Here is a 26,924-nt window from a genome sequence, read left to right on the forward strand (position 1 = left end):
AATCCGAACTGAGAGAAGCTTTAAGAGATTTGCATGACCTCGCGGTCTAGCGACTCGTTGTACTTCCCATTGTAGCACGTGTGTAGCCCAGGTCATAAGGGGCATGATGATTTGACGTCATCCCCACCTTCCTCCGGTTTGTCACCGGCAGTCTCGCTAGAGTGCCCAACTAAATGATGGCAACTAACAATAAGGGTTGCGCTCGTTGCGGGACTTAACCCAACATCTCACGACACGAGCTGACGACAACCATGCACCACCTGTCACTTTGTCCCCGAAGGGAAAGCTCTATCTCTAGAGTGGTCAAAGGATGTCAAGACCTGGTAAGGTTCTTCGCGTTGCTTCGAATTAAACCACATGCTCCACCGCTTGTGCGGGCCCCCGTCAATTCCTTTGAGTTTCAACCTTGCGGTCGTACTCCCCAGGCGGAGTGCTTAATGCGTTTGCTGCAGCACTGAAGGGCGGAAACCCTCCAACACTTAGCACTCATCGTTTACGGCGTGGACTACCAGGGTATCTAATCCTGTTTGCTCCCCACGCTTTCGAGCCTCAGCGTCAGTTACAGACCAGAGAGCCGCCTTCGCCACTGGTGTTCCTCCATATATCTACGCATTTCACCGCTACACATGGAATTCCACTCTCCTCTTCTGTACTCAAGTCTCCCAGTTTCCAATGACCCTCCCCGGTTGAGCCGGGGGCTTTCACATCAGACTTAAGAAACCGCCTGCGCTCGCTTTACGCCCAATAAATCCGGACAACGCTTGCCACCTACGTATTACCGCGGCTGCTGGCACGTAGTTAGCCGTGGCTTTCTGGTTAGATACCGTCAGGGGACGTTCAGTTACTAACGTCCTTGTTCTTCTCTAACAACAGAGTTTTACGATCCGAAAACCTTCTTCACTCACGCGGCGTTGCTCGGTCAGACTTTCGTCCATTGCCGAAGATTCCCTACTGCTGCCTCCCGTAGGAGTCTGGGCCGTGTCTCAGTCCCAGTGTGGCCGATCACCCTCTCAGGTCGGCTATGCATCGTGGCCTTGGTGAGCCGTTACCTCACCAACTAGCTAATGCACCGCGGGTCCATCCATCAGCGACACCCGAAAGCGCCTTTCACTCTTATGCCATGCGGCATAAACTGTTATGCGGTATTAGCACCTGTTTCCAAGTGTTATCCCCCTCTGATGGGTAGGTTACCCACGTGTTACTCACCCGTCCGCCACTCCTCTTTCCAGTTGAGTGCAAGCACTCGGGAGGAAAGAAGCGTTCGACTTGCATGTATTAGGCACGCCGCCAGCGTTCGTCCTGAGCCAGGATCAAACTCTCATAATAAAAGTTAGAACAATCTTGCGATTGTTAAGCTCAATTTGTTTGCTAGCATATTGCTTGCTTGTTAAAAATGTTTGTTGTCTTGAATTGAATCAAGACGCCCTACACATTTGGTTCGTCTATTCTTTGTTCAGTTTTCAAAGGTCTACGTTACCTCGCAGCAACTTTTATATCATAACAAACTTTCGTTTGAATGTCAAGAACTTTTTTAAAAAAGTTTTTTTAAGTTGTTTTGCTTGGTTGTTGTTGTCTGTTGTGACAACTTCTATATCTTATCATCTCGTTTGTTATTTGTCAACAACTTTTTTGTTGTTTTTTCAAACTTTTTTCGAGAGATTTGAAATCAAGAATTGTTATTTAATTATTGATTTCTGAATCGCTCAGCTGTGTGACTCGCCTTGCGACATGTAATAATATACCAAGATTTCAAGCATTGGTCAATCATTATTTTCACTTTTTTTAAACTTTTTTTCAATACCGATTATTATGATTGGTATAGGTATTTTCGTTCGCTTTTTACCCCCTTTCATCATTTTTTGGCTATAGTTTATTAACTTTTAGCAAAATCTTCTAAATTTATCGTAATATATCAAGGATTTTGTCCTTTTTAGCAATTATTTGTTAAAATATGGAAAAGAGATTTTTTATATATGGAGGAAATGAACGCTTATGAAAATTTTAGTTGCAGATGATGATAAAGAAATTGTAGAACTATTGAGTATTTATATTCATAATGAAGGATACGAAGTCGTGAAAGCTTATGATGGAAAAGAAGCATTATCCAAATTGCACACAACACCAGATATCGATTTATTAATCTTGGACATTATGATGCCAATCATGGATGGAATGGAAGTAGTGAAAGAACTTCGAAAAGAATCGCAAATTCCAATTATTATGTTAACAGCAAAAACAACCGATATGGATAAAATCAAAGGCTTAGTTGCTGGTGCAGACGATTATGTCACCAAGCCTTTTAATCCTTTAGAAGTAATGGCTCGGGTGAAGTCTATTTTACGTAGAAGCCAAATGCAATTAACCAAAGAAGAACCCGATGAATTAGAAGTCGGCCCATTAATGATTAATAAGGACTCTCACGAAGTCAAAACAATAGAAGGAAAAGAAATTCAATTAACCGCTCTTGAGTTTGGTATCCTCTATCTATTAGCTAGTCATCCAAATCGTGTGTTTAGTGCGGATGAAATTTTTGAGCGTGTGTGGCAACAAGAAAGTATTGTTTCTGCTAAAACCGTGATGGTTCACGTCAGTCATTTAAGAGATAAGATTGAAGAAGCAACTGGTGGAGAAAAAGTCATTCAAACAGTGTGGGGAGTTGGATATAAGATCGATGCTCGTTAAACCTAAAAAGATTGAAAAACAAAAACGAATTACCTTAACTTCTAAAGAAATCAGCGAGTTATTAGCAGAAGCAATTGTGACAATTGTTTTATTACTACTATTAAATGTCTCAATTATGTTCCTTTTAGGACAACTACTTAGTGAAAACTCGCCCTTAGCTGGTGTCATCTGGGCCACTAAGGATGCGGTCGCTAAAGAATTAAATACTGATTTGTTTTGGAGCTGGAATAAATTTGTCTTACCCATTTTCTTTTTAGTAGATGCAGCTGTTCTCTATTGGCGCTTAATTCGTCGCTACCACCAAATGCAATTGCGTCATATTATCAGTGAGTTACATTACATCGCTGATGGTAATTACAATCACCGCATTCCGTTTGAATTAAGTGGTGATTTAGCAAAAGTCGTGACGAGTATTAACGGTCTAGTGGATAGTACTGTCGCAGCCATTGAAGATGAACGGCGAATTGAAAAATCAAAAGATGAATTAATTACGAATGTCAGTCATGATATTCGGACACCGTTAACTTCTATTATTGGTTATCTGGGATTGATTGAAGATCGTCAATTTCATAGCCAAGAAGATTTACTGAAATATACGCATACCGCTTACGTCAAAGCGAAACAAATGAAATTATTAGTTGATGATCTTTTTGAATATACAAAAGTCCGTCAACCAAGTGTACCGATTCATACGACGACTTTTGATATGGCACAATTAATTGAACAGCTTGCTGCCGATTTTGAATTGGAAGCGAAAAAGATTAATATGCAAATCCAAGTAAAAGCCAATCCAGCTTCTTTAATGATGGAAGGCGATACGGAAAAACTAGTCCGAGTCTTTAACAACCTTCTTTCAAACGCTTTGAAATATGGCAAAGGCGGCCATCATATTGTAATGGAAGTAGACAAAGTCGGCACCGAAGCAATTATCGCTGTTCGCAATGATGGACCAGCTATCCCTAAACATTCTTTAGATCAGTTATTTGACCGCTTCTATCGTGTCGAAGAATCCCGATCACAAGAAACGGGTGGTACTGGTTTAGGTCTGGCTATTGCACAAAGTATTGTTGCTTTACATGGTGGATATATTTATGCGAAGTCTGATCAAAAGTGGACTTCCTTTATTATTCATCTACCCTTACAGCGTACCAACAAGAAATCAGAGAGTTAATTGACATCCCTGAACTTTTTCGGTATTCTATAGAAAAGAGAAAACTAAGAGAAAAAGTATTTATGGCACTGAATTCCAGAGAGTTTGCGGGGGTGCGAGCAAACATTCATCCATAAAGAAGTCCGTCTCTTCCAGGTGTCCAGCGAAATAAGTTGGAACGGTCTGCAGCCGTTATCTGCAAATCAAGGGCAGTAACATTACTGAACTTGGGTGGTACCGCGAGATTTCCAGTCATTTCGTCCCAAGAATATTTATTTTTGGGGTGAGATGGCTTTTTTGTTGTTTTCTACAACAGTTATTATTGATTATGTACTAATTTTAAGGAGGAAAAAATATGTTAGATGTAAAAATGATGCGTCAAAATTTTGACGAAGTAAAAGCAAAGCTACAAACCCGTGGCGTGAAAGAAGAAATCTTAGTGGAATTTCTGCGTTTAGATGAAAGTCGCCGTGATTTATTAGTCAAAGTCGAAGAAATGAAAAAATACCGGAATGATGTGTCTGCTGAAATTGCTCAATTAAAACGAAACAAAGAAGATGCAACGGCCAAAATCGCGGAAATGAAAGAAGTCGGCGGTAATATTAAAGCGTTAGATGCAGAAATTAATGCTATTGACGAAGAGCTACGTGGGATCACAACTACTTTACCGAACTTGCCAGATGATTCTGTGCCTGTTGGTGCTGGTGAAGAAGAAAATGTAGAAGTACGTCGTTGGAGTGAACCAAGAACTTTTGCTTTTGAACCAAAACCACACTGGGAAGTCGCTGAAAACTTAGGCATTCTAGATTTTGAACGTGGTGCCAAAGTAGCTGGTAGCCGTTTTGTTTATTACAAAGGCTTAGGTGCTCGCTTAGAACGTGCGTTATACAACTTCATGTTAGATTTACATGTTTATGAACATGGCTATACAGAAATGATTACGCCTTATATCGTTAATGACACCGCCATGTTCGGAACTGGCCAATTTCCTAAATTTAAAGAAGATGTCTTCCAATTACAAGATACGGATTTAACGTTAATCCCAACGGCAGAAGTCCCGTTAACTAATTACTACAACAATGAAATTTTAGATGGCAAGGATTTACCGATTTACTTTACGGCCTTGAGCCCTTCTTTCCGTTCTGAAGCTGGTAGCGCTGGTCGTGACACACGTGGGTTAATTCGTTTACACCAATTTAATAAAGTCGAAATGGTTAAATTTAGTGATGCAGAGCATTCTTATGAGGAATTAGAAAAAATGACGAATAATGCCGAAGAAATTCTGCAAAAACTGGGATTACCTTACCGTGTCATGGCTCTTTCAACAGGTGACATGGGCTTCTCAGCTGCGAAAACTTATGACTTGGAAGTTTGGATTCCTGCTCAAGAGACGTACCGTGAAATCAGTTCATGCTCAAACTGTGAAGATTTCCAAGCGCGCCGTGCGATGATTCGTTACCGTGATGAAAACGATAAAGTCCAATATGCGCATACACTCAATGGTTCTGGTTTAGCCGTGGGACGGACAGTCGCTGCTATTTTAGAAAACTACCAAAACGAAGATGGCTCTGTAACTGTACCAGAAGTCCTAGTTCCTTACATGGGTAACCTAACAGTTATTAAATAAAGGGAGAATAAAAGTCGTTGTCTGATATCAGATAACGGCTTTTATTCTATAGGAAAAGGAGCCTGTAACAAAAATCACTTTGGATTTTTGTTACAGGCTTAAAAATTGATAAACAGTGGAAACAGAAGCACCTCCTTTATTCTAAAGAAAAAGAGGCAGACGTCGAAATGACGTCTGCCTCTTTAAATTTAAAAAAAATCAGCTTTTATTTTATTGAACAGAATAGTTTGGTGCTTCTTTTGTGATTTGAACGTCATGTGGATGTGATTCTTTCAATCCGTTACCACTCATTTGAACAAATTGTGCTTCTTCACGCAACGCTTTCAGGTCCGCTGCACCGACGTAACCCATCCCAGATTTCAAGCCACCGATTAATTGGAAGACAATATCAGAAACGCTTCCTTTGTAAGCAACACGTCCTTCAATTCCTTCTGGCACTAATTTGTTTGCTTCATTGACACTTCCTTGGAAGTAACGATCACTTGATCCTTTTTCCATTGCGCCCAATGAGCCCATGCCACGGTAAGTTTTGAAACGACGGCCTTGATAAATTTCAAATTCGCCTGGAGATTCATCTGTACCTGCTAACATACTTCCTAGCATTACAGCATGTCCACCAGCAGCTAAGGCTTTCACGATATCACCAGAATATTTAATACCGCCATCAGCGATAATTGCTTTACCATATTCTCTAGCTACAGAAGCAGCATCATAAATCGCTGTTAATTGAGGAACACCAACACCAGCAACGACACGTGTTGTACAAATTGAACCAGGTCCAATACCAACTTTAACAACGTCAACGCCGACATCATACAATGCTTTGGTTGCTTCAGCAGTGGCAACATTACCAGCAATTAATGTTGCTTCAGGGAACGTTTCACGAATTTCTTTAATTTTGCGAATAACGCCGGCACTATGGCCATGTGCAGTATCGATAACAATCGCATCGGCACCTGCTTCTAATAATGCTTCCGCACGTTCGAACGTATCACTAGTGACACCGACTGCTGCCGCCACAAGTAAACGACCGTGTTCGTCTTTGGCAGCATTTGGGAATTCAATCACTTTTTCAATGTCTTTAATTGTAATTAAGCCACTTAAGCGACCTGCTTCATCAACGATTGGTAATTTTTCGATTTTATGTTTCTGTAAGATTTTTTCTGCATCTTTTAAAGATGTGCCAACTGGCGCAGTGACTAAATGATCTTTTGTCATGACTTCTTCAATTTTGATTTGGTAGTCGGTTACAAAACGCATATCACGGTTTGTAATAATTCCGACTAATTTACGGTTTTCCATTGTTTCTACAATCGGCACACCGCTAATACGGTAACGACTCATTAATTCTTCTGCATCCGCTACTAAGTTTGTTGGTGTTAGAAAGAATGGATCAATGATAACGCCGCTTTCAGAACGTTTGACTTTACGTACTTCGTCTGCTTGTTGGGCGACAGTCATATTTTTATGTACGACACCTAGTCCACCTTGACGAGCCATCGCAATTGCCATATTACTATCTGTAACAGTATCCATACTGGCACTCATCAATGGAATATTTAACTTGATATTTTTAGCTAATTGTACACTCATGTCTACATCATTTGGTAAGACATGGCTTTCTGCAGGGATTAATAGCACATCATCAAATGTAAGACCTTTTTTCGCAAATTTTGTTTCCCAATTTGACATTTTTTTGTCCACTCCTCGACTTAATTTTATATATGAAAATAACAGATAATACTAAGGAAGTCAACTAGATTTGTTTAAATAATCAATGAGGAATAAAGGACAAAACGCCGAAATCGGTTTGTCCTTTATTCAACTCTTCCTAATTAAGGTCCTACTTTCATCGTTGTTCTTTTATCTTGTGTTTCTTTTTTTGTTGTAAAAATCGGCTAAATCCAAAACCGCCGACAGAAAGCAAGGTAATTATTGTCCCTATTTTTTGCACTTTTGTTCTTTGATAACGGATGTCGACATGTCCTGTACCAGATAAAGAAAGAGCGGCTAAGCCTCCTTGATTAGTTAGGCTCATTTTTTTAGCGCCCGTTTGGTTTTTCATTTGAATCGTGGCTTGATAGCCTAAGTAATAAATAAAAGGAACGGTCACCTTCGCTGATTGATTCACCACTTGGTAGTCAAATGAAATTTTCCCATAAGGCATTCTAACGTTTGTAATGGTTACTTGTTCTGCCGAATAATCAAGTTGTCGTTTTTTCTGTTTCAATAATTCCTGATAATTGATTTCATCTGGCAAATATTCATGGCCCGCACCGATATAAAAAGGCGCTGGCTGCTCATACTCAGCTTTTGTTAACAGGCGGCCTTGTTGTGACTGAATACTTTGATATTGATAAATGCCCAAATTGCTGACGGCAAGGAAAACCAACAAAGCCACGGTCCAAGATTTACGGAAAACGCCCCATTCGTCTTGTGCAATGAAAAAAGCGAGCATTACGGAAAGAATCCCTAAAAACCGCCAAGGAAACTGAATCGTATTTAAAGGCGTGTGGTTCAGCCAGTGCCAAGGAAAAAGCGTGGTAACCATCAATAAGAGTACCAGCGTCAAACCAATAAACCGTTTGTCCTGAATTTTTTTGCTGGCAAGCGAAACCACTGCTACAACAAGTCCCACAAACAAAAGGGTTCCTAGATTCGCTGTTTTCGCGTGAAAAACACTGCTCTTTAAACTATTAATGAAAAGAGAAACAATAGGATAACTTCTTTCGGAAATATAAGTGAGTGGATTGGATGTAACTTTAAACACTTGATTTTTCATTTGTTCAGCAACTGGTAAAAGATAAAAGGCCAGCCAAAGCAGCGTCAGACCTGCAGCCTTCGCTAATGCCCACAGGACCTCCTTTTTAAAAAACTGCTGCCAATAAAACAGAATGTATAACCCAATCCAAATAGAAACCATTTCAATAGAAATAAAGTGAGCCAACCCAATCCCAGTCATCGCCAGCGTTAACAACGGCCAATATTTCGTGGCTCCCTTTCGTAATAAAAACAGGCTCGCTAAGACCAACGGAAAAAAACTTAGCGCCAAAAATTCTCCTAACGCTTGGCGATTAAACAAGTCTTGCATGCGATAAATAGATAAGCCATACAAAATGGCAAAGAGATAGCTTCTTTTTTTAGAGAGCGCCATTAATCGGCCTGCATAATAAGTAAGGCTAAATGTTGCCAAGTTTACTGCAAACACAAAAATCGCCATACTAGCGACAAAGGAAAGCCCCAGAACACGCAAAAGCGCAGGTAAATAAAGATACGCATCTGGATAAAACAAACTAGAGGCATAGCCATAGCCTCCCAAGAAAAAATAATTGATTTTAGGAAACCAGTCGTTGTTTTTAATTGCTAATGCGAGGCCTTCCACCCGATTTTGATGAAAGCGGAAATCACTTGCTCGTAAAAAATTCTCTTGAAAATAGACAAAATAGAGAGAAAGTCCACTTAATAAGAGAAAACTAATAAAAATGAGTAGCCGCTCGTGTTGACGGCACCAAGACTTCACTTGTTGTCCCATAAGAGGCTCCTTTCTTTAGCAAACTTCTGAAAACAGAAGCCTGGGACACTAGTTTTTTCGACTAATCCCCCAGGCTTTAACTGTTAAAACGCTCTATTGAGAGAGCGACTTTGCTTGTTGCAGTTTCTGCGTCAGCCGAGCGCATTCACAATTGAGCGCGCGCCGTTTATTGACGTGTCATGAAACTACCTTGAATATTGTATTTTTTCTTGAAGAAATAGCGTGCTACAAAGGCTAACGCACCGATTACTAAAGCAATCATCGGATCTAAAATGGGATTGATCACTGGTGGCAGCATCGCTGAACCAGCGAAAACTGCAATCCATAAGAACATCCCACCAAATAGAATGGCAGTCGTTTTTAACCAACCAGGACGTTTGCTTTTGTCGCCACCTTGACGATCAAAACGGTAAACATATTTGTGCATTAGATAGAAAACATAACCCCCAGCCATCGCACCTAAGATATATGTGGTTAATCCGAGAGGTTGTGCGGTTCCTTTTGAAAATAGAGACATCGCCGCTAACATGATTGTTAATAAACCAAGTAATAGTAAGGTATTGTCGAGCCAAATCATCCAGCCCGCTGGTTCTTTGACTTCTGCTGGTTTATTTAAAATTGCTTCCGTCCGTTCTGAAACAGTGCCAAATAACTGACGGGCTGTTTTGCCTGTTTTTTGACCGGCTACTAATTCTGGTAAAATACCGTGTAGAGCCAATGCTAGCTCTTCTTCAGATAAATTAGCCGCTTTTAATGATTTTTTTAAGTCAAAAATGTATTGTTCATTTCTTTTAGTCAAATTCTGTTCTAATTGACGATTCTCAGCCACGATTGCTCGTAATGCTTCTGCTTCCATAGTTGTATCCTCCTCACCCTCATGTAGAGGGAACCTCTTTCTAAACGGCTGAATGGCCTTAAATATGTGGGCTTATCCCAAAACAAATTGCTTGTTGGGCACATTTTTTTAAACGTTAAAACGGAACAACATAACATCGCCATCTTGAACGACGTAGTCTTTTCCTTCTAAACGAACACGGCCCGCTTCTTTGGCAGCTTGCATATTGCCATATTTATCTAGGTCTTCATAAGAAACTGTTTCCGCACGAATGAAGCCTCGTTCAAAGTCACTGTGGATAATCCCAGCTGCTTGAGGTGCCTTGATTCCCTTACGGAACGTCCATGCACGAACTTCTTGTTCACCAGCTGTAAAGTAGGTAGCTAAGCCTAACAAATCGTACGCCGCACGAATCAATTGATCTAAGCCAGATTGTTCAATGCCCATTGCTTCTAAAAATTCAGCCTTGTCTTCTTCAGAATCCAATTCAGCAATTTCTTCTTCTGCTCGCGCACTAACTACGATTACTTCCGCATTTTCACTGGTTGCAAAATTACGAACTTGTTGTACATACTCGTTGTTGTCTGGATCCGCCACTTCATCTTCTGAAACATTTGCTACATAAAGGACCGGCTTTGTGGTTAATAAGAAAAGAGATTTAACAATTTTCTCTTCTTCTGGCGTAAATTCAATCGTACGAGCAGATAAACCTTCTTCTAAAACTGGTTTAATTTTGTCTAAAACAGCTAATTCTTCCACCGCTTCTTTATCTTTTGCTTTCGCCATTTTTGCCACGCGAGTATAGCGTTTATTGATTGAATCTAAATCTGCTAAAATTAGCTCTAAATTAATTGTATCAATGTCTGCTAAAGGATCAACGAAATCCGCATCCCGATTTTGTTCACGCATGATATTTTCGTCATCAAAACAACGAACCACGTGACAGATTGCATCTACTTGACGAATGTGACTTAAAAACTGATTTCCCAGCCCTTCTCCTTTGCTGGCACCTTTAACAATTCCGGCGATGTCTGTAAATTCAAACGTTGTGGGAACTGTTTTTTTCGGTTTTACTAGTTCTGTCAAGCGTTGTAAACGGGCATCTGGTACTTCAACCATGCCGACGTTCGGATCAATCGTTGCAAAGGGATAATTTGCAGCTTCTGCTCCTGCTTTTGTAATTGCGTTAAATAGGGTCGATTTACCAACGTTTGGTAAGCCGACAATTCCAGCTGTTAGTGCCATTTGTTTTCCACTCTTTCTCTCAGTCTATTCTCTTTTCTATTAGAGGCATCAAAGCATTAGTCTGCTTTTTTCTCGATTACTTTTTTTAATTTTTTAGTAAAATCACGACGCGGCATCATGACAATATGCCCGCAATTCGTGCACTTGATTTTGATATCAGCGCCCATGCGAATGATTTGCCAACGATTTGCTTGGCAAGCATGCGCCTTTTTCATTTCGACAATATCGCCTAAATCATACATGTTCCAAGCCTTCTTTCTTCTCTTACTTATATAAAAATACCATGATTACAATACCATTTTTTAACGAAACTAGCAAAAGGATTTGTGACTTTCTGTCTTACTTTCTCACTTTGCTTTTTATTCCTCGTCAAAATGAATATCTAAAATATCTAAAATTCTAGCCAAATCCGAAGAGGACAAGTACTCAATTTCAATTTTTCCTTTGCCTTCTTTTTCTTGAATCGCTACGGTTGTCCCAAATTTATCCATTAAGCGGTCTTCACTTTCTCGAATATAAATGGGTTTTTCTTTGATGGCTTTTTTCGCTTTTTTGCCCTTTTTGCCTTGTGTTTCGTTTAATTCAGCGACAAGTTGTTCTAATTGTCGAACCGTTAAATTGTCTTTAATACAACGATTAGCTAATGGCAATAGCTGTTCTTTGTTCTTCAAGCCTAATAACGTCCGTGCTTGACCCATTGACATGCTTTGTTTTTGAACCATTGCTTTGACCGCATCTGGTAAGGTTAGCAACCGTAAATAATTGGCAATATACGGGCGACTTTTGCCCAAACGTTCTGCGACTTCCGCTTGTGTTAATTTCAAATTTTTCATTAACATTTCATAGGCTTCTGCTTCTTCTAGCGGATTTAAATCTTCCCTTTGTAAGTTTTCCAAAACAGCAACTTGCATCATGGATTCTTCATCAAATTCGCGAATAATTGCGGGAATTTTTTCTTTGCCGGCTAATTTAGAAGCCCGGAACCGACGCTCACCTGCAATAATTTCATAGCCTTTAACTGCCGATTTACGGACAATAATTGGTTGAAACACACCGGAATGTAGAATCGAGTTTGCAAGTTCTTGTAAAGAGGTTTCATCAAATGTTTTCCGCGGTTGGTAAGGATTGGGACGAAGTTCGTTTAATAGAATTTCTGTCACTTGTTCGTTCTTAACGTCGACATCTTCTAGCTTTGCGATATCTTGAAACAAGGCATCGATGCCTCTGCCTAAACCTTTGCCTTTATTCATTCTCCAACACTTCCTTTGCTAGTGCTTGATACACTTCGGCACCTTTTGAGCGAATATCATAGTCAATGATTGGTAAACCATGACTTGGTGCTTCGGATAAACGGACATTTCTTGGAATAATCGTGTCATAGACTTTTTCACGGAAATATTTACGGACTTCTTCAACGACTTCGGCACCTAAATTGGTCCGAGCATCGTACATGGTTAACAAGACCCCTTCAATTTTCAATTCAGGGTTAAAATGTTTTTGAACCAAGCGAATCGTATTTAGCAATTGACTCAAGCCTTCTAATGCGTAATATTCACATTGAACAGGAATTAGAATCGAATCACTTGCTGTAAAAGCATTGATTGTTAAATGCCCTAGAGAAGGCGGGCAATCAATTAAAACGAAATCATACATGTCTCTTACTTCATCAATTGCTAATTTCAAGCGCGATTCTCGAGCCATCATTGAAGTTAATTCAATTTCGGCGCCTGCTAATTGAATAGTTGCAGGGACAATATCTAAATTTTCACGGCTGGTATGTTGAACCACGCTAGTGATTGGTTCTTCATTTACAAGGACATCATACACATCGTGTGCGACATCTGGTTTAGGGACACCCATGCCACTGGTAGCATTTCCTTGTGCATCAATGTCGATCAGTAAGACTTTTTTGCCTAAGTTTGCTAAACATGCGCCTAAATTTACAGTGGTCGTTGTTTTACCAACGCCGCCTTTTTGGTTCGCTACAGAAATAATTCGTGTCATGTGTGTGCCTCCATCTTATTTAATCGGTTGTTTATTTGGTAATCCAGGTTTTCTGGGATATTTTTTAGGGGTTTCTTTTTTCTTTTGAATCACGACAATGTGGCGTTCGTCTGCCGTAATCGGCAAAGTAAAATCAACTTCTTTTTGAAATTGACCGCCTAATGTAGCGATTGCAGGTTTTGCTTCATTAATTTCTTCTTCACTTTTCGATGCTTTTAAGGCTAAAAAATAGCCTTCTTTTTTAACTAAGGGTAAACACAGTTCACTTAAAACATTTAATCGTGCAACTGCTCGCGCTGTAACGTAATCAAACGCGCCACGAAATTCTGCTTTTTGACCAAATGTTTCTGCACGATCATGATACAAAGAAACATTAGCCAAACCTAGTTGATTCACCAACTCTGTTAGGAAAGTAATTCGTTTATTTAAAGAGTCAACAATTGTGACATTTAATGAAGGAAAAACAATTTTCAAAGGAATACTTGGAAATCCTGCGCCTGCGCCAACATCACAAATGGCTTTATCGCTAGCAAAGTCTTCAAAGAATGCCAACGAAACAGAATCATAGAAATGTTTCAAATAAACTTCTTTTTCTTCTGTAATGGCTGTTAAATTCATTTTTTCATTCCATTCTACTAGTAAATGGAAATATTGGTCAAATTGTGTCATCTGTTGGTCTGTCAATTCAATGCCTTTTGCGGCTAATAGTTGTCTAAATTCTTCGGGTAGCATAAAGACTCCTTCCTTTTTTGTGAAACAGAAAAATGTTTCACAATCATCTTTTCCTACTTTAACGCAAATAGCAATTTCTTGCAATGCTTTTCGGAAGATTTTTGCCTGAATGATAAAAGAAAAATCCGCCTTTTTATGTGGTAAAAAGTCTCTAGCCACGGGCCAAAATGTTCAATTGGCGGCAACGAAAACCGCCTTTCTCTAAGAGTAAAACAAGCCAATGTTTCATGTGAAACATTGGCTTGTTTTACTTACTATAATCATCGCACTTTATTTGTCGTTCTCTGCGGTAGTCGTATTCTTGGATACGGGGACTTAACCAACCTTTTTTGGCTGTTTTTCGTAATTGATGATCAAATCTCCCTGGTGGTGAACTATCTAGTAATTCATGGGTACGATTATTCCGATTTGCATAATTAAACGATTCACCATTCAAGACTTTTTCCTGGTATTCACTGTTTTTGGCCGCTTGATAATAGGCTGGATTACTAATTAATCTGCCTCGCCAGTCCTCAACTAACACATCCCACTGGGTTACAAAGGTCCCTTCTTCATTCAAAATAAACTCACTGTGAAAATTAGGCGTCAATCGTTTCTTATTAATCAAAGAATAAGATGCCCCCTCAGGGTATTTGTTGTGCAAACGAGCAGAGCTTTTTTTCAGCTTCCGCCCGCCCATCCCTTGCGGCTTGGCCGCAAAAACATAACGTTTTAATGCCTGTTCATCGGTGTCCCCTTCTTGTTTAAAAAAATCGCGGATATACGTGATATTTTGACGATCAATATACATTCTTAATTGATGTATCTTTTTCGCTTTCTCTTGATTAAAGCTCCCAAGAAGACCTAACGGATAGGCTTTTTGAACTGTTTTTGCCAACAAATGCCAAAACGTCGCATGCGGTGCAATCGTCTTCGAGAAACGATGAGGTCCTACTAATTGCAACATGCCATGCTGATCCAACACTGCACCTAATTGCCATAACAGTAACGTGAGCTTTTCTTGCGGACGATAAGCCGAAAAGCGAAATAATCGCTCATACGCTGAAGAGCCCACTTCTTCCACTTCAGAAAACAGTTCTGTGACTGCTGTTTTCGCTTGCTCAAGTGGCAGGAAACGCGTGTCTTTTATGGCGCTTTCCACTAATCCATAAACAGCTTGGCGGTCCCAGCCAGCGTCAATCGCCGCCTCTACACCAGCACTCATTGCTTGTTGTAATTTTTGCCAACGTCCCATCTTCTCGCCGCCTTTTTCTATATACTTCTTCTATAATGATAATCCTTTCCCCACAAAATGCCAACTGCTTAACGCAAAAAAACAACCCGCCCTTTGGGGAAGGGCGGGCGGAGGAGTTAAAAAATGAAAAAGTGTTTTGTTAGGGTTTTGTTTATCGGGTATGTTTAAATAATAGCCGTTAAATGTGAAGAAACTATGGTAAAAATGCGCCTTCTTTTCAACAAAATTTTGAAAAAGTCTCTTCAGAAATTAAGATTTTTTTGCGAAGTTGTTTACTTGCTACCCCCATTCAATATATTATATATTTAATATCCATAAAATCACAAAAGAAATATACATAATAATGAATACTTATTCAACGGTTAATAATCCAACAAAAAAGAGCATGGGACAAAAATCACTTTGGATTTTTGCTCCACGCTCAAAAACTGATAAACGGCGGGAACAGAAGCAACTCCTTCGGAAATAAGCCGAAATTCTCCAAAAATTATAGAACAATTTTCGGAAATTCCTTCTTATTTCTCGGAGTTAAACACTTCTATCCCGACCTCTTTCAACTAAATTAAATGATTTTCTCTTAAAATATCACCAATATACGTATCCTCAAATTTCTTCACAAAGTGTTCAACCATTTTGCGTTCCACGAACGGCATATCCATTTCTGTTAATTTTTTCTTGTCAGATAAATAATAAACAGAGTTTGCTAAGACGCGCAAGTCGTATGCAGAAGCAAACACTTCTGGTACTCCGCGTTCAACCTCTAGCAATTGATAAACAGCTTCCATCGCTGTCCGTACAGAATACTCTGTTGTAAACACCGTATCTCGTTCAGTATCTGCGAAGTTCCCAATGAAAGCAAGATTTTTAGAGCCGTTTGGTACAACTAATGGTCGATCGCCTGGTTCTCTTAACATAAAGTAAGAAGTGATAAACGGCATATAAACCGGAATAGTGGTAGCCGATTCTTCTGAAATACGTTCAATTTCCCCTTCTGGGACCCCTAAATGATAAAGTAACTCTTGCGTAATTTCTTGGCCTGTACATTGTTCGATTGGTTTTTTGATATAATTTCCTGGTTTATTAGAAAGCAATCCATATACCCAAGTTATAGATTGTTGATCATTTTGTTCTTTAAAATGTGGTTGTCTATGCATAGCGAAACTCATCATCCAATTAGAGTCTTTGATAGTAATAATACCACCTGTGACAATTTTTCCTGTGCGTAATTTACGATGTGTTAACCGAGAAAGATACGGTTCAATATCGAAATTTTCCCACGTAATCGTTGCTGAGACAAACCAACTTTCATCTGGTAAATTTTCACAGAAAACTTCTGGGTGTCCAAATTCTGGGGATTGTTTTGCTAAGTTTTTCCAGAGATTCCAACTTCCCCCTAGTTCATGAGTAATTGGTGCTGGTGTATGATGATCTCCTTGCGTCGAACTTTCAGTAATTGAGCCATTCGTTACGAAGACTAAATCATTTTCAGTTAAAGGAATTTCTTTGGTTTTGCCCGCTTGTGTCAACAATAATCGCCGAGCAACTTTAGTAGCTCCTTTGATGTCGACTTGGATATCATTGATCGTTGTTTCATATTGAAAGTCTACCCCTTGATTGGTTAAAAAGCTTAGTAATGGTTTCACTAACGATTCGTATTGATTGTATTTGGTAAACTTCAAGGCTGTAAAGTCAGGCAAACCTTTGATGTGGTGGATAAAGCGCATGATGTAACGGCGCATTTCAATGGCAGAGTGCCATTTTTCAAAAGCAAACATTGAACACCAATAGATCCAAAAGTTGGATTCAAAAAATTCTTCGCCGAAAACATCTTCAATTTTTTTGCCAATTAATTGATCTTCAGAAGTCATAAATAAATCAACGATTTCTTTTTGTGCTTTTTTGGATAAAGTAAATTGTCCATCATCCGGGACACGTTCGCCACGGTTATGAATAATGCGGCAATTTGAAGAATTCGGATCATCTAAATCTAAACGGTAAAACTCATCTAGGACAGAGGCATCTTCTACTTCTAATGATGGTACCGAACGAAATAGATCCCACAAACACTCGAAATGGTTTTCCATTTCGCGTCCGCCGCGAGTGACAAAGCCATCATGGGGAATAAATTTACCATCTAAAGAACCGCCAGACAACGTGAGCTCTTCAAAAATGTGAATATTTTCGCCCTTCATTTGACCGTCACGAATTAAGAAAACAGCCGTTGCTAAACCTGCTAGGCCACCACCAACGATGTAGGCACTCTTGTCATCTACACCTTTTGGTTTTCTTGGTCGAGCAAATGCTTCATAATTTCCATTTGTGTATCTCATTCTCGTTTCCTCCTATCATTTGATACCCTCATCATACTGCTACCAAAAAAAATACCCAAAAGATAACCCTTTTTTTTAAGAAATTCTTTGACAAATAAAGGAAATTGTCTAATTTTTGAGCAAGTGAATAATCGTAGATGTTTCATGTGAAACAAAAAAAGAACGAGAAGAAAAATGGCCGCTTTTTCTTCTCGTTCTTTTTATGCTAATTCGTTTACCGTTTCTACTCCAAAAACAGCAACCCAATCTTCCTGAAAATCAGTTACTGCTTTTTGAATGGCGGGCATTGCCAAGCCTTGTGTCACGAGTTCTGGTGCGATAGTGACCGCTTGCGCCCCCATTTGACAGGCTTGGTTAATTTGTGCCACGTTTTTAAAACTAGCAGCTAAGATCTTACTCTTTGCGTTCGTCCGTTTAATTTCTGCAGCTAAATGCTCAATAACCTTTTGAGAATCAATTGTTAAATTCTCCATCCTATTATAATAAGGCGCTAAATAATCTGCACCTGCCGCAATCGCTAGATAACCTTGAAATTCTGTATAAATAGCGGTTGCTGTTATCCGATAATTTGCCTGCTTTAGTTGTTTGATGGCTGCCAAGCCTGCTTCATTGACTGGGATTTTAATGAATGTTTCTTGGCCTAATTGTTGTACAATGGTTTGGGCATCTTCTAGCATCTCTTCTGTCGTTTGACCGACCACTTGGACGTGCAAACTCGCTTGTCCAATCGTTTTTTTGATTTCTTTCATCTGCGCAAAGAAGTCAATTTTTCCTGCTTGTTTAACAATACTGGGATTAGACGTTACGCCTGCCAGTGGTAAAATTTTCTGATACTTTCGAATAGCCTCAAGATTAATTGTATCTAGCATAAATTCCATCTTTTACGTTCCTCCCTTAAACGATAATTATAGAATAGTGATTGTTGTACCAACAGTTATTTCAGGAATAGCTTTTTCTTCAACATATAATGTACCTGGTAATTCAGGTGTTGTTGCGCCATCAAATTTAATAGTAATGTGACCCAATGTGTCTAAATTAGTTAATACTACCTCGCCTACAGCGGTAATCTGGTAAGTTTGTTCATCAATCACTAACGTTTGCTTGTCCGTAATCGCTTCTGTGACTGGCTGAACCTCAATGTTATAACAATAATCTGCTAAAGCATCTGGTGCATCTTTTCCAAATAAGATGACCATTTTTTCTTCTTTAAATAATTCGGCTTCTGGTCCAATAGACTGAACCTTTGTTGTAAATACTGACATTTCCCATCCTCCAAAAAAATTTTTTAACTATACAATCCAAAACTTGCTAACCAAGCAACTAGTACTCGAGGGGCACCATTTAAGAAACGAGAATATAAAACAGAAGGGACCCCGACTTCAACGGTTTCAGCTTCAGCTTCTTCCAAGCCTAAACCCACGGGAATAAAGTCGCACGCGTTTTGTGTATTAATAGCAAACAATGCTGGTAGAGCTAGTTGTGGCGGAATGTTGCCTTTCCCAATTTCCACACCAATTAACGTACCAATTACTTGACTGATTACTGCTCCAGGACCTAATAAAGGAGAAAGAAACGGCAGAGAACAAATAAAACCAATAATTGTTAACCCCACAATATTTCCTGCCAATGGCGCCATGATATTGGCAAAAAATTCACCAATTCCTGAACCTTGAATCACACCAATTAATAAAGAAACAAATGCCATAAACGGAATCACTGTGTTGATCATCGTTTGTACGCCTTCACGGGCTGATTGGTTGAATGTCGCTACAACTTTTCCTGCACCCATACCAATTTTCGCAACAAAACTTTGTTGTTCCGCTTTTTGTTCAGTAATTTTTTTACTTGTATCATATTTAAATTCTGTTTTTTTCGAGGTGAGCTTTTCTGTATCAGCAGCAGCTTCTTCTGATGTCAATGTAATCTGTTTCGGGCCTACAGCGGAAACATAAATTGTCTCATTAATGTATTGTGCTAAGGGACCACTTTTGCCAGTTGGAACAACGTTAATAGTAGGAATTCCTTTTTTAGGATAAATCCCGCAACGAAGAGTGCCTCCACAATCAATAATGGCTAATGCGATTTCATCATCTGGAATCGATGTCTTAAAACCATTGACCGCTTCCATTCCTGTCAATTCTACGATTTTATCAACGATTGCGGGTTTCTCGCCGCCACCTGTAATGTAAATAAATTTATGTTTTTCTTCTGTCGGTGTAATCACTAAGGGCCCACCATAACCGCCATTTCCTTTAACTACCTTAATACTATTGTACGTCATCTCACCTTGCTCCTTTCTAATCCACAGCAATCTCTACTGTTTTACTAAGGGTAATTCCTTGTTGTTTGCAAACATAGGCGGTAGTGAAATCGGTAACCCAACCGCCAATAAAATTCATTAATATCCCTACAAACATATAGCGAATCGCTAGGTCCATCGAATTTAGTCCTAACGTATCAATCCCTTGCGCAATCCCTAACCAAACGAACAATTCACCAGGATTAATATGAGGGAAAACTCCATTACTGGTATGACAAAATTGCGCTTGTGCAGCATAATAGCTAGGTTTATAGTATTCTGGTAAAAATCGTGCCATCGTAAAGGACATTGGATTGCCTAACATAAAAGCGGATAAAAAAGGCAGCACTAAATATCGCGTAACAGGATTTTTGGCAGAAAGTTTGGCTACTTTGGTTACTCTTTCTTCTCCTAGAAAAGCAATTAAAGTATTCATAGCTACCATTAACATCAAAACAACAGGTACGATGCCTGTCATCCAAGAAATAAATGTTTCTGCTCCTGTTTGGAAAAGGTGCATAAATCCTTCCGCAAATTTTGTAATATAAGACATTACTCGACACTTCCTTTCAATTTTGTTTGTACTTTATTTTTCCATAATTGCCATTGAATTTTGGCTCCATTAAGCGGCGTTAATGGTTGTGTTTCTTGATAATTGCCAAGCTCAACACGTAAGTAAATTTCTCGTGCATTTTCCATCGCTTGTTGGGTTAATTTATTTTCCTTTTGTACGAGTGGATGGTAATGATCCATATAATGAATATCCTCGTTCACGTACTGAGGTAAGGGATGAAATTTAGCTAGAACGGTGACACCTTGCATCTTTCTAGCGGCTAAGATTTTCCCTTGTGAATCCACAGCAAACAAGATAATCGTGCCTGCTTTTAACTTCCCTGCACGTCGACCAATCGCGACTTTCCCTAATTGTCGCAATTCTTGGTAGTTTTGATTAAAGTGTTTAATCTGTTTCATTCCCATAGCTATCTGAACGAAGTAAGCTGTTAAAAAAAGCGCCCCGAATACGTAGATAAAACTCATATGATAATCCCCTTCCTTTGCATCCACTCTTTAACCGCTAAAACATCTCGTTGCTTCCGTAATTCATTACGTAAACGTTCGTCTCCTGCGATTGTAAACAAGCGGTCATATAGTTGTAGTAACTCTGCTTCAACAGTGGCCGTCAGCTCTTCTGGAATACCCAACAGCAAAATAACATCAACTTTACCTTCTGGTGTAACCAGTGATTCTTCAAAAACCCCAATCGATAAAATAATCGTTGGTAAGGCTTGATTAATTGTATGGGGAAAGGCAATCCCCGATTCAAAAATAGTTGTTTGTTGATCTTCTCTAGTAAAAATTCGTTCGATAAATTGGGGATCTACTAATTTTTCTGCTTCTAAATCAGCAATCATTTTTTGGATATTCGCTCGGTAACCTTGAGTATTCTCTAATAATTGATAGGTCATATGAATATTTTGAGATTCCACGGAACGAATTTCTTTTGCTCTCTGCCACTCATTTCTGAGCCAAGTATCGTTAAATAAATTAGTTAAATGGATCATCGGTGTTTGTGGTCGAATATTTTTTAAGGGAATGGTTGTAAAAATAGCAAAATATTGATTCAATTCTCTTCTCTCTGCCTCTTCTTCAGAAAAATGGGCAATCTGGACGTCTGGACCCAAAACTTTTTCCAATTGCCGCTGAATGATCAAGGCCGTTCCATGACCTGTACTGCAGATTACGGCGATTTCTTTTTTGGCTCCCGCTTCATAGTTCCCTCTCAATGCTAGTTCAAAATACAAAGCGAGATACCCAAATTCAACCGTCGGCACACAACGATTTAACAAACGGCCCAATTCTTGCAAGCCAATCTTGGCTAATTCATAGGCCAGAGGATATTGTCGTTCAATTTCTCCATAAAATAAATCGTGACACTCCACATGAAAAACGAGTCGATTCATCACGTTTCTTAAATGATCTTTCATTTCTGAAAACAAGAAGTCCTCATCAAATTCAACAACAACTGAATGATGAATTTTTTTCATCATTTTTTGAAAATAGTCAGCTAAGAGTCCTTCATCAGCCAATAAAGAATTACGAATATGGTTTGTGTTGATGTTAAAAGGAAAGCTGATAAAGGAACGTTCCCATTGGCTTAACGTTACATTATAGGTTATTTCCAAGTGATACATCAGTTCTTCAATCTGCTCGTTATGACGAACATAATCAACATATTCTGGTGGTAGTTCCGTAATGAGTTTTCCAGCTAAAACACGCTGCAAAACAATTGAAACCACTCTTCGTAAAAGAAAACTATCTTGTTTCGCTAGTCTTGTTTCTTTGATTATTTTTTGTATCATTTGTTTGGTAGTTTCATGAAGAAACTGTTCTTCAAAATATTCTTGGACGTAATTCACATGAAGTAAGCGTAAATCAAACTCTTTTCCTTCTAAATGAATACCACGGTTTGGCGTACCTACAACCGCAACCTGCCAAGGAGCAATCAGCTCTTTCATGCGCTTAATGTCTTTATTAACTGTGCCGCGACTAACGGCGAGTTCTTCGGATAAATCATAAGTTGAAATAAATTGATCTTCTTCTATTAATCGTTTGATAATGTAGGAAACACGCTTGCTTGAAGAATTAAAATCAGATTCCCTTTTTAGCCGTCCAGACAAAACCTCTTCAAAACCTTCAAAGTTATTGATTTCTAACTGAAAGAGATTTTCCTTCTGAATAATTTGGGCGATACCGATTAATTCATCATTCAATGTATCAATGTTTTTACGAACTGTTTGAGGACTTGCGGCTAATTTTTCTTGCAATTCCTGTAAGCTCATTCCTTTGTGATCAACTAGTAATTTTATTACTTGGTACCATCTATTTACTAGCGTCATTTAGTTTTCCCACCTCTATCCTCTTGTTTTACCTCCAGCTACGTTTGTGGTGATGCCTGTAATATAGCTTGAACGGTCTGATAAATAATAGCATACTAAGTCAGCGACTTCATGGAGTTTTCCGCTACGACCTAATGGAATCGTACTTGTTTTTGAATAACCTGCTCGCAATTGCTCCACAGAAATGTTTCGTGTATAAGCCAATGCTTCTTCGTATGCTAAAGTGCGCAAGCCCGTTTCTTCCATAATGCCTGGCGCAATCCCCACGACACGGACGTTTGATTTTCCTAACTCTTTAGCCCATGAACGTGTATAACTGCTGACCGCTGCTTTCGTTGCAGCGTAAGCACTTTGCCCTTCGGAGCCTTCTAATCCAGCTTCTGAAGACATATTAATAATGACACCTGCTTGTTTTTGTACAAGAATCCGGCCCACTGCTTGGCTCATTAGGTAGAGCCCTTTTTGATTGATGGCTACAATTTTGTCGAATACCTCATCCGATAATTCATAAGGCCCATGAGGATGATTTTTATCCACCAATAGACGTGGAATATTGATGCCGGCATTGTTTACTAGGCCATCTACGGTTCCAAATTTTTCCACCACTTGAGCGACACCCGCTTCTACTTCTGCTCGAGAAGTTACATCGACTTTCACAAAGAGTAAATGCTCATGTTGCGTTTCTGATGCTGAAATATCAAAATTAGCGACATAGACCTCTTGTGCTAACAAGCTTTCAACAATGCTGCGACCAATACCAGATGAGCCTCCTGTAACAATCACTACTTTTCCTTTAATTCCTAACCAATCTGTCATTTGTTCCACTCCTATCATTTGTTTGCGCTTTCAGTATAGGTCAGTTTGTGAAATTATTTAAGACAGTCTTTTTTTGCAGTTTAGAAAAAAAAGTAGACTAATTCAAAACAAAAAAGCAGTTGCTTCTTCACAATCAATCATCCGTGAAGAAGCAACTGCTTCAAATTTTTATTATCCTTGCACTTTCGCGATTTTTCCTTGTTCGATGTAGACCATCAAAATGCTAATGTCAGCGGGGTTCACACCGCTGATACGGCTTGCTTGGGCAATCGTTTCTGGTTGGATTTTTTGTAGTTTTTGTTTTGCTTCTGTCGCCAAGCCGTTAATCGCTTGGTAATCGATGTTTTCTGGAATGCGTTTTGCTTCCATGCGTTTTAGTTTCTCAACTTTTTCCATGGCTTTTTTAATGTAGCCTTCGTACTTGATTTGAATTTCTACTTGTTCAATCACTTTTGGATCGAGCGCCTCTTCAGGTGCGGGAATAAATTGAGCGACTTCTTGATAACTGATTTCTGGGCGTTTCAGAAAATCTCTAGCTAAAATACCGTCTTTTAAGCCAGCAGCGCCTTTTGTTTCCAAAAATGCTTGCACTTCTTTGGTTGGTTTAATCCGATGTTTGCCTAAGCGGGCAATTTCCGCTTCAACAGCCGCTTTTTTGACTAGATAGGCGGCATATTGTTCTTCTTTGACTAAGCCAATTTCATGACCCATTTCTGTTAAACGTAAGTCCGCATTGTCATGTCGTAAAATCAAACGATACTCCGCACGTGACGTTAATAAGCGATAAGGTTCGTTAGTGCCTTTTGTAACTAAATCGTCAATCATGACGCCAATATAGCCATCACTACGTTTTAAAACAAGAGGCTCTTTGCCTTGAATTTTCAATGCAGCATTAATTCCTGCCATCAAGCCTTGACCAGCAGCTTCTTCGTAGCCACTAGTTCCGTTCGTTTGACCTGCTGTATAAAGATTTTCAATGACCTTTGTTTCTAATGTTGGGCGTAATTGGTGAGGGACTACCACATCGTATTCAATGGCGTAACCTGTACGCATCATTTCTACTTTTTCTAATCCTTCAATAGAATGAAGCATTTCTGTTTGGACATCTTCTGGTAAAGAAGTAGATAAGCCTTGGACGTAAACTTCTTCGGTATTCAACCCTTCTGGTTCCAAGAACAATTGGTGTCTTGGTTTGTCTGCAAAACGAACAATTTTGTCCTCGATGGATGGGCAATACCGAGCGCCCACACCTTCAACAATCCCAGTAAACATTGGGGCACGGTGTAGATTTTTTTGAATAATTTCATGCGTTGTTTCATTCGTATAAGTTAACCAACAAGGTTCTTGGTTTTGATTGTAGGCACTATCTGGCGTGCTGTAACTAAAGTGGTTGGGTTCTTTATCGCCTGGTTGTTCCTCTGTCACAGAATAATCAATCGTACTTGATTTTACTCGCGGCGGCGTTCCTGTTTTAAAGCGATCGATTTCTAAACCTAATTCTTTTAAATGATTGGCTAAACCAACGGAAGGTTGCGAATTGTTTGGTCCTGATGAATATTTTAATTCACCAATAATAATTTCGCCACGCAAGGCAGTACCGGCAGTAATCACCACTGCTTGACTACGGTATGCGGCACCTGTTGAAGTTACAACACCACGACAAACGCCATCTTCCACGATTAATTCTTCAACAATCCCTTGACGAAGGGTTAAATTTTCTTCTTTTTCAATGGTATGTTTCATTTCTGTCGCATAGGCATGTTTGTCAGCTTGCGCGCGCAACGCACGCACTGCTGGACCTTTACCAGTATTTAGCATCCGCATTTGGATGTAGGTTTTATCAATGTTTTTACCCATTTCGCCGCCTAATGCATCGATTTCTCGGACAACGACTCCTTTGGCAGGTCCACCAACAGAAGGGTTACATGGCATAAAAGCAACCATATCTAAATTAATCGTTAAAAGTAACGTTTTAACGCCCATTCGTGCGGCTGCTAAGGCTGCTTCAGAGCCAGCATGTCCAGCACCGACGACAATAACATCATATGATTCTGCTTGATATTGATTCATAAAAAATTCCTCTCTTGTCTTATTTTCCTAAACAAAATTGACTAAATAACTGTGTAATTAATTCATCTTGGACACTATCGCCGACGATTTCCCCTAAATAATCCCAACAACGGGTCATATCAATTTGAACTAAATCGACTGGCATACCTGCTTCGATGCCGTTAATCACTTCTTGTAACGAAAGCGCTGCTTGATCCAGCAAAGCAATATGACGTGTATTAGAAATATAGGTAGCATCTTTTTCGCCTGTTTGGCCGCCAAAGAAAAGATCAGCAATTTTCGCTTCTAACTGGTCTAAGCCTGTGTTTGACAACACCGAAACGGATAAAATTTCTTCTGCAGGGACTAATTCTTGTAATTCGTTAGGATCTAGTTTTGTCGGTAAGTCCATTTTATTTAAAAGAATAACGCGTTTTAAGCCTTTCGTTGCTTCCAACAGTTGACGATCTTCCTCTGTCAATTCTTCGCTTTGATTTAAGACTAACAAAATTAAATCCGAATCTGCTAACGCTTTGCGGCTGCGTTCGACACCAATTCGTTCCACAATGTCTTCTGTTTCGCGAATCCCCGCTGTATCAATTAATTTTAAAGGAACACCGCGAACGTTAACGTATTCTTCAATGACATCACGTGTCGTTCCAGCAATATCTGTAACGATAGCTTTTTCTTCTCGTAACAGATGGTTTAACAAACTGGATTTCCCGACATTTGGTCGGCCAATAATTGCTGTACTTAGACCTTCTCGCAAAATTTTTCCTTGTTTAGCGGTCGTTAATAATTGTTGAATCTGCGCTTTCACAAATTCGGCTTTTTCTAAAAGTAATTTCGTGGTTAATTCTTCGACATCATCATACTCTGGATAATCAATATTAACTTCTACTTGCGCTAAAGTATTTAAAATTTCTTGTCTTAATGAACGAATTAACGCCGACAAGTTACCATCCAATTGGTTCAATGCAACATTCATCGCTTTATCCGTTTTAGCACGGATTAAGTCCATCACTGCTTCTGCTTGTGAAAGATCCATTCGGCCATTTAGAAAAGCACGTTTTGTAAATTCCCCAGGTTCGGCCATTCGTGCGCCTTCACGTAACAGTAATTGCAGTAATTGGTTCACCACGACAATGCCGCCATGACAGTTAATTTCTACCACGTCTTCTCGTGTAAATGTTTTCGGTGCCCGCATCACAGAAAGCATGACTTCATCAATCAATTGATCGTTTTGCGGATCAACAATATGACCATAATGAATCGTGTGCGTGGGGACTTTAGCTAAATCTTTAGTGCCTGACCGATAAACTTTGTTTGCAATAGCAACTGCTTGCTCGCCACTTAAACGAACAATACTAATCGCACCTTCACCTGGCGGCGTAGAAATCGCCGCAATTGTATCAAATTCCATTGTAGCTGATTGCATAATTAGCTTCCTTTCTTCATAACAACAAAAAAAGCGCCCACTCCTCCTGCATTA

The 26,924-nt window shown here is 39.4% G+C and carries 22 protein-coding genes, 1 rRNA gene and 1 other annotated feature (1 of these 24 running past the window's edge); of the genes, 3 read left to right on the forward strand and 20 right to left on the reverse strand.

The genetic code is table 11. The features are described from left to right. A 16S ribosomal RNA gene (locus tag IGL48_RS13840) occupies positions 1 to 1,326 on the reverse strand (it extends 235 nt beyond the left edge of the window). A gap of 666 nt (positions 1,327 to 1,992) precedes the next feature. Between IGL48_RS13840 and IGL48_RS13845 the strand changes: the two genes are divergently transcribed. From IGL48_RS13845 to serS, 3 genes are all read left to right on the forward strand, one after another. Further along, positions 1,993 to 2,682, forward strand: a complete 690-nt coding sequence (locus tag IGL48_RS13845) for a response regulator transcription factor (protein WP_002355963.1) — start codon at positions 1,993 to 1,995, stop codon at positions 2,680 to 2,682. Next, a complete protein-coding gene (locus tag IGL48_RS13850) occupies positions 2,672 to 3,853 on the forward strand; it encodes a sensor histidine kinase (RefSeq protein WP_002363566.1) in 1,182 nt (393 codons plus the stop codon). The genes IGL48_RS13845 and IGL48_RS13850 overlap by 11 nt, the downstream gene beginning before the upstream one ends. Positions 3,854 to 3,893: 40 nt before the next feature. Continuing rightward, positions 3,894 to 4,100 (forward strand) — a binding site (T-box leader). Positions 4,101 to 4,187: 87 nt separating this feature from the next. Continuing rightward, entirely contained in the window at positions 4,188 to 5,459 is a 1,272-nt protein-coding gene (gene serS, locus IGL48_RS13855; protein WP_002355965.1) for a serine--tRNA ligase, read from the forward strand. A 210-nt stretch (positions 5,460 to 5,669) separates the two neighbouring features. Here serS and guaB read toward each other — a convergent pair whose 3' ends face one another. The 19 genes from guaB to mnmE all read right to left on the reverse strand — a co-directional run bounded on the left by guaB (position 5,670) and on the right by mnmE (position 26,870). Then, a complete protein-coding gene (gene guaB, locus IGL48_RS13860; protein ID WP_002355966.1) occupies positions 5,670 to 7,151 on the reverse strand; it encodes an IMP dehydrogenase in 1,482 nt (493 codons plus the stop codon). Positions 7,152 to 7,308: 157 nt separating this feature from the next. Then, positions 7,309 to 8,991 carry a 6-pyruvoyl-tetrahydropterin synthase-related protein gene (locus IGL48_RS13865; RefSeq protein ID WP_048949533.1) on the reverse strand — a complete coding sequence of 561 codons (1,683 nt, stop codon included), beginning with the start codon at positions 8,989 to 8,991 and terminating at the stop codon, positions 7,309 to 7,311. Between the two features lie 166 nt (positions 8,992 to 9,157). After that, positions 9,158 to 9,847 carry a DUF1129 domain-containing protein gene (locus tag IGL48_RS13870; protein WP_002363563.1) on the reverse strand — a complete coding sequence of 230 codons (690 nt, stop codon included), beginning with the start codon at positions 9,845 to 9,847 and terminating at the stop codon, positions 9,158 to 9,160. A gap of 108 nt (positions 9,848 to 9,955) precedes the next feature. Next, positions 9,956 to 11,071 carry a redox-regulated ATPase YchF gene (ychF, locus tag IGL48_RS13875; protein ID WP_002355971.1) on the reverse strand — a complete coding sequence of 372 codons (1,116 nt, stop codon included), beginning with the start codon at positions 11,069 to 11,071 and terminating at the stop codon, positions 9,956 to 9,958. A gap of 56 nt (positions 11,072 to 11,127) precedes the next feature. Beyond that, positions 11,128 to 11,313, reverse strand: a complete 186-nt coding sequence (locus IGL48_RS13880; protein ID WP_010777312.1) for a DUF951 domain-containing protein — start codon at positions 11,311 to 11,313, stop codon at positions 11,128 to 11,130. 117 nt (positions 11,314 to 11,430) lie between these two features. Then, on the reverse strand, positions 11,431 to 12,321 hold the full coding sequence (locus tag IGL48_RS13885; RefSeq protein WP_002355975.1) for a ParB/RepB/Spo0J family partition protein: 891 nt from the start codon (positions 12,319 to 12,321) through the stop codon (positions 11,431 to 11,433). Beyond that, entirely contained in the window at positions 12,314 to 13,075 is a 762-nt protein-coding gene (locus IGL48_RS13890; RefSeq protein WP_002355976.1) for a ParA family protein, read from the reverse strand. Before IGL48_RS13890 ends, IGL48_RS13885 begins: the two co-directional genes overlap by 8 nt. Before the next feature lie 15 nt (positions 13,076 to 13,090). Continuing rightward, on the reverse strand, positions 13,091 to 13,807 hold the full coding sequence (gene rsmG / locus IGL48_RS13895) for a 16S rRNA (guanine(527)-N(7))-methyltransferase RsmG (RefSeq protein WP_010777313.1): 717 nt from the start codon (positions 13,805 to 13,807) through the stop codon (positions 13,091 to 13,093). A 247-nt stretch (positions 13,808 to 14,054) separates the two neighbouring features. Next, positions 14,055 to 15,041, reverse strand: coding sequence for a DUF3114 domain-containing protein (locus tag IGL48_RS13900; RefSeq protein WP_048949532.1), 987 nt, complete (start codon positions 15,039 to 15,041; stop codon positions 14,055 to 14,057). Between the two features lie 557 nt (positions 15,042 to 15,598). After that, the gene (locus IGL48_RS13905) at positions 15,599 to 17,371 is read right to left on the reverse strand and encodes an oleate hydratase (protein WP_002361446.1); all 1,773 of its coding nucleotides are present in this window, start codon (positions 17,369 to 17,371) and stop codon (positions 15,599 to 15,601) included. 200 nt (positions 17,372 to 17,571) lie between these two features. After that, positions 17,572 to 18,249 carry a fructose-6-phosphate aldolase gene (locus IGL48_RS13910; RefSeq protein ID WP_002355980.1) on the reverse strand — a complete coding sequence of 226 codons (678 nt, stop codon included), beginning with the start codon at positions 18,247 to 18,249 and terminating at the stop codon, positions 17,572 to 17,574. Between the two features lie 27 nt (positions 18,250 to 18,276). Next, positions 18,277 to 18,633 carry a PTS glucitol/sorbitol transporter subunit IIA gene (locus IGL48_RS13915; protein WP_002355981.1) on the reverse strand — a complete coding sequence of 119 codons (357 nt, stop codon included), beginning with the start codon at positions 18,631 to 18,633 and terminating at the stop codon, positions 18,277 to 18,279. A gap of 23 nt (positions 18,634 to 18,656) precedes the next feature. Further along, positions 18,657 to 19,652, reverse strand: coding sequence for a PTS glucitol/sorbitol transporter subunit IIB (srlE, locus tag IGL48_RS13920; RefSeq protein ID WP_010824317.1), 996 nt, complete (start codon positions 19,650 to 19,652; stop codon positions 18,657 to 18,659). A 16-nt stretch (positions 19,653 to 19,668) separates the two neighbouring features. Next, positions 19,669 to 20,223, reverse strand: a complete 555-nt coding sequence (srlA, locus tag IGL48_RS13925) for a PTS glucitol/sorbitol transporter subunit IIC (RefSeq protein WP_002355983.1) — start codon at positions 20,221 to 20,223, stop codon at positions 19,669 to 19,671. Continuing rightward, positions 20,223 to 20,708, reverse strand: coding sequence for a transcriptional regulator GutM (locus IGL48_RS13930; protein WP_002355985.1), 486 nt, complete (start codon positions 20,706 to 20,708; stop codon positions 20,223 to 20,225). Before IGL48_RS13930 ends, srlA begins: the two co-directional genes overlap by 1 nt. After that, positions 20,705 to 22,567 carry a BglG family transcription antiterminator gene (locus IGL48_RS13935; protein WP_002367533.1) on the reverse strand — a complete coding sequence of 621 codons (1,863 nt, stop codon included), beginning with the start codon at positions 22,565 to 22,567 and terminating at the stop codon, positions 20,705 to 20,707. The genes IGL48_RS13930 and IGL48_RS13935 overlap by 4 nt, the downstream gene beginning before the upstream one ends. Before the next feature lie 15 nt (positions 22,568 to 22,582). Continuing rightward, on the reverse strand, positions 22,583 to 23,383 hold the full coding sequence (locus IGL48_RS13940) for an SDR family oxidoreductase (protein WP_002355987.1): 801 nt from the start codon (positions 23,381 to 23,383) through the stop codon (positions 22,583 to 22,585). 171 nt (positions 23,384 to 23,554) lie between these two features. Next, the gene (mnmG, locus tag IGL48_RS13945) at positions 23,555 to 25,453 is read right to left on the reverse strand and encodes a tRNA uridine-5-carboxymethylaminomethyl(34) synthesis enzyme MnmG (RefSeq protein ID WP_002355988.1); all 1,899 of its coding nucleotides are present in this window, start codon (positions 25,451 to 25,453) and stop codon (positions 23,555 to 23,557) included. A gap of 19 nt (positions 25,454 to 25,472) precedes the next feature. Then, positions 25,473 to 26,870 carry a tRNA uridine-5-carboxymethylaminomethyl(34) synthesis GTPase MnmE gene (gene mnmE, locus IGL48_RS13950; protein ID WP_002355989.1) on the reverse strand — a complete coding sequence of 466 codons (1,398 nt, stop codon included), beginning with the start codon at positions 26,868 to 26,870 and terminating at the stop codon, positions 25,473 to 25,475. Between the last annotated feature and the right edge of the window lie 54 nt (positions 26,871 to 26,924).

Origin of the sequence: Enterococcus sp. DIV1090 (assembly GCF_050537975.1) — a bacterium.
In the GTDB taxonomy this organism is placed as follows: Bacteria; Bacillota; Bacilli; order Lactobacillales; family Enterococcaceae; genus Enterococcus; species Enterococcus faecalis.

Coding starts and splice junctions, on each gene's coding strand:
- IGL48_RS13845 (WP_002355963.1), top strand. CDS start 1,993: ATGAAAATTTTAGTTGCAGATGATGATAAAGAAATTGTAGAACTATTG.
- IGL48_RS13850 (WP_002363566.1), top strand. CDS start 2,672: ATGCTCGTTAAACCTAAAAAGATTGAAAAACAAAAACGAATTACCTTA.
- serS (WP_002355965.1), top strand. CDS start 4,188: ATGTTAGATGTAAAAATGATGCGTCAAAATTTTGACGAAGTAAAAGCA.
- guaB (WP_002355966.1), bottom strand. CDS start 7,151: ATGTCAAATTGGGAAACAAAATTTGCGAAAAAAGGTCTTACATTTGAT.
- IGL48_RS13865 (WP_048949533.1), bottom strand. CDS start 8,991: ATGGGACAACAAGTGAAGTCTTGGTGCCGTCAACACGAGCGGCTACTC.
- IGL48_RS13870 (WP_002363563.1), bottom strand. CDS start 9,847: ATGGAAGCAGAAGCATTACGAGCAATCGTGGCTGAGAATCGTCAATTA.
- ychF (WP_002355971.1), bottom strand. CDS start 11,071: ATGGCACTAACAGCTGGAATTGTCGGCTTACCAAACGTTGGTAAATCG.
- IGL48_RS13880 (WP_010777312.1), bottom strand. CDS start 11,313: ATGTATGATTTAGGCGATATTGTCGAAATGAAAAAGGCGCATGCTTGC.
- IGL48_RS13885 (WP_002355975.1), bottom strand. CDS start 12,321: ATGAATAAAGGCAAAGGTTTAGGCAGAGGCATCGATGCCTTGTTTCAA.
- IGL48_RS13890 (WP_002355976.1), bottom strand. CDS start 13,075: ATGACACGAATTATTTCTGTAGCGAACCAAAAAGGCGGCGTTGGTAAA.
- rsmG (WP_010777313.1), bottom strand. CDS start 13,807: ATGCTACCCGAAGAATTTAGACAACTATTAGCCGCAAAAGGCATTGAA.
- IGL48_RS13900 (WP_048949532.1), bottom strand. CDS start 15,041: ATGGGACGTTGGCAAAAATTACAACAAGCAATGAGTGCTGGTGTAGAG.
- IGL48_RS13905 (WP_002361446.1), bottom strand. CDS start 17,371: ATGAGATACACAAATGGAAATTATGAAGCATTTGCTCGACCAAGAAAA.
- IGL48_RS13910 (WP_002355980.1), bottom strand. CDS start 18,249: ATGGAATTTATGCTAGATACAATTAATCTTGAGGCTATTCGAAAGTAT.
- IGL48_RS13915 (WP_002355981.1), bottom strand. CDS start 18,633: ATGTCAGTATTTACAACAAAGGTTCAGTCTATTGGACCAGAAGCCGAA.
- srlE (WP_010824317.1), bottom strand. CDS start 19,652: ATGACGTACAATAGTATTAAGGTAGTTAAAGGAAATGGCGGTTATGGT.
- srlA (WP_002355983.1), bottom strand. CDS start 20,223: ATGTCTTATATTACAAAATTTGCGGAAGGATTTATGCACCTTTTCCAA.
- IGL48_RS13930 (WP_002355985.1), bottom strand. CDS start 20,708: ATGAGTTTTATCTACGTATTCGGGGCGCTTTTTTTAACAGCTTACTTC.
- IGL48_RS13935 (WP_002367533.1), bottom strand. CDS start 22,567: ATGACGCTAGTAAATAGATGGTACCAAGTAATAAAATTACTAGTTGAT.
- IGL48_RS13940 (WP_002355987.1), bottom strand. CDS start 23,383: ATGACAGATTGGTTAGGAATTAAAGGAAAAGTAGTGATTGTTACAGGA.
- mnmG (WP_002355988.1), bottom strand. CDS start 25,453: ATGAATCAATATCAAGCAGAATCATATGATGTTATTGTCGTCGGTGCT.
- mnmE (WP_002355989.1), bottom strand. CDS start 26,870: ATGCAATCAGCTACAATGGAATTTGATACAATTGCGGCGATTTCTACG.